Genomic DNA, 2,666 nt, shown 5'->3' with positions numbered 1-2,666 from the left:
GGCCGTTGGCCGGCAACCAAGCGATGCCAGGTTCACGCGGAGCCGGCCAGCGGCCGGCACTACGACAGCGTTCGCCCGCCGTCCACGCGCAGCGTGTGCCCGGTGATGAAAGGCGCGTCGGTCACCAGCCAGTACACCGCCTCGGCGATCTCTTCCACGGTGCCGGTGCGGGCCAGCGGCGTGCGCTGCAGCAGCGCCTGCTGGGCGTAGTCGTCCTTGCCTTGCTCGGGCCACAGGATCGCGCCGGGGGCCACCGCATTGACCCGCACCTTGGGGGCCAGTTCCAGCGCCAGCGAGCGCGTCACCATCTCCAGCGCCGCCTTGGCCGCGCTGTATACCGGGTGGTCGCGCATCGGCTGGGTGCCGTGCAGGTCGGTCAGGTTGACGATGCAGCCCTGGTGCCGGCGCAGCTGCGGCGCAGCGGCCTGGGCCAGCAGCAGCGGCGCGCGCGCGTTGACCGCGAACAGGTCGTCGAAATGCGCGGCGGTGATCTGGCCGAGCAGGGTGGGATAGAAGTTGGAGGCGTTGTTGACCAGCGCGTCCAGCCGCCCGAACTGGGCCACGGTCTGCTCGACCAGGTCGGGCAGGGCATCGGCGTCGCGCAGGTCGGCCTGCAGGGCCAGCACGCTGCCCGGGCGCAGCATGTCCAGGTCGAAGGCCATCTGCTGCAGTTCGGCGGTGGAGGTATGGGCGTGCAGCACCACCGACCAGCCGCAGGCATGGAACTGGCGGGCGATCGCCGCGCCGATCCGGCGCGCGCTGCCAGTGATCAGCACCACGGGTGCGGTATCGGTCATCGGGGGGTCTCCGTGCTCGGCTATGCTGTGCATTGTCACCGCAATCGCCCGCACCATGCATTCCCCACTGCCTACCCCCGATTCCGATGCCCTGGCCCACAGCGACCAGCTGGCCGACGCGCTGCGCGCCGAGATCCTCGCCAACGGCGGTGCCATGCCGTTCGCCCGGTTCATGGAGCTGAGCCTGTACACGCCGGGATTGGGCTACTACAGCGCCGGGGCAAGCAAGTTCGGTGAATCGGGCGACTTCACCACCGCGCCGGAGCTGGGGCCGCTGTTTGCGGCCACCGTGGCCAATGCGATCGCCCCGGTGATGCAGCAGCTGGGCCCGAAGGCGCGCTTCATGGAACTGGGCGGCGGCAGCGGCGCGTTTGCCGAGGTGCTGCTCAAGCGCATGCTGGAACTGGATGCGCTGCCCGAGCGCTACGCCATCCTGGAGCCCAGCGCGGACCTGCGCGAACGCCAGCGCGAGCGCCTGGAAAAGACCCTGATCGGCCCGGTGTTCGAGCTGGTGGAGTGGCTCGACGGGCCCTTCGATGACGACTGGGACGGCATCGTGTTCGCCAACGAGGTGATCGATGCGTTGCCCACGCCGCGCTTCCTCACCCGCGACGGCATGGTCTATGAGGAAACCGTGGAGCTGGATGCGCAGGGCGCCTTCATGCGCGGCGCGCAGCCGGCCGATGCGATGCTGGGCGCGGCGGTGCGGCACCTGGAGCGCTACCGCGAAAAGCCCTTTGCCGACGGCTACCGCTCCGAGCTGCTGCCGCAGCTGCCGTACTGGATCCAGGCCGTGGCCGGTGGCATGCAGCGCGGCGCGCTGTTGTTCATCGACTACGGCTACCCGCGTGCGGAGTACTACCAGGACGAGCGCGACGACGGCACGGTGCGCGCGTTCTACCGCCACCAGGTGCACAACGACCTGTACCGCTGGCCGGGCCTGCAGGACCTCACCGCCTCGGTGGACTTCACCGCGCTGGCCGAGGCGGGCACCGGGGCGGGGTTCGAGATTGCCGGCTACTGCACCCAGGCCAACTTCCTGCTCGGCAACGGGCTGGATGCGCTGCTGGCCAAGGCCGAGGCGCGCGTGGACGCGTTCGGCCAGGTGCGCCTGCGCGACCAGGTCAAGAAGCTGACCCTGCCCACCGGCATGGGTGAACGCTTCCAGGTGATGGGCTTCCAGCGCGACGTGGACTTCGAACCGGCGTTCGCGCTTGGCGATCTGACCTGGCGGCTCTGAGATGACCGCGACAGGGATGTTGAAGCCGCTGCGCTGGCCGCGCTTCTGGTTGGGTCTGTGGTGGCTGGCGATCGCGGTGACGATCACCGTGTGCCTGATTCCGCCGCCGCCGCTGGACCTGCCGCCCAACAGCGACAAGGTCGAGCACTTCCTGGCCTACTTCGTGCTGGCCACCTCGGCGGTGCAGATCTACCGCACGCGCGCGGCCCTGCTGTGGGCTGGCGTGGGCCTGGTCGGGCTGGGCATCGGCATCGAGGGCCTGCAGAGTGCCTTCACCGACAACCGCATGGCCGATGCGATGGACGCGCTGGCCAACACCGTGGGCGTGCTGGCGGGCATGGCCGTATCCCTCACGCCGATGCGCGATCTGCTGCTGCGCCTGCGGGGGTAATGGGGTGATGCAGGTTTGAGGTAGTGCCGGCCGCTGGCCGGCAACCAGGCGATGCCGGAGGTCAGGTAGTGCCGGCCGCTGGCCGGCAACCAGGCGATGCCGGAGGCCAGGTAGTGCCGGCCGCTGGCCGGCAACCAGGCGGTGCCGGAGGTCAGGTAGTGCCGGCCGCTGGCCGGCAACCAGGCGGTGCCGGAGGTCAGGTAGTTCCCGGCCGCGGCCGGCCCCACCGGGGCGCGGG

Annotated in this window: 3 protein-coding genes; 2 read left to right on the top strand and 1 reads right to left on the bottom strand. The window is 70.2% G+C overall.

The features are described 5' to 3' along the window. Nucleotides 1–59: 59 nt before the first annotated feature. On the bottom strand, nucleotides 60–797 hold the full coding sequence (locus RSA25_RS03925; protein WP_332807606.1) for a pteridine reductase: 738 nt from the start codon (nucleotides 795–797) through the stop codon (nucleotides 60–62). 55 nt (nucleotides 798–852) lie between these two features. On the opposite strand from RSA25_RS03925, the gene RSA25_RS03920 reads away from it, so the two are divergent. Together RSA25_RS03920 and RSA25_RS03915 are read left to right on the top strand one after the other, a co-directional pair. Further along, complete coding sequence (locus tag RSA25_RS03920) at nucleotides 853–2,037, top strand: class I SAM-dependent methyltransferase (RefSeq protein ID WP_332807605.1); 1,185 nt, start codon at nucleotides 853–855, stop codon at nucleotides 2,035–2,037. 16 nt (nucleotides 2,038–2,053) lie between these two features. Further along, nucleotides 2,054–2,428 carry a VanZ family protein gene (locus RSA25_RS03915; protein WP_332807604.1) on the top strand — a complete coding sequence of 125 codons (375 nt, stop codon included), beginning with the start codon at nucleotides 2,054–2,056 and terminating at the stop codon, nucleotides 2,426–2,428. Nucleotides 2,429–2,666: the final 238 nt, after the last annotated feature.

Source organism: Stenotrophomonas sp. (assembly GCF_036662295.1).
GTDB lineage: Bacteria > Pseudomonadota > Gammaproteobacteria > Xanthomonadales > Xanthomonadaceae > Stenotrophomonas.
The sequence above is the reverse complement of the archived record's forward strand: the minus strand, read 5'-3'. Positions and strand labels throughout refer to the sequence as shown.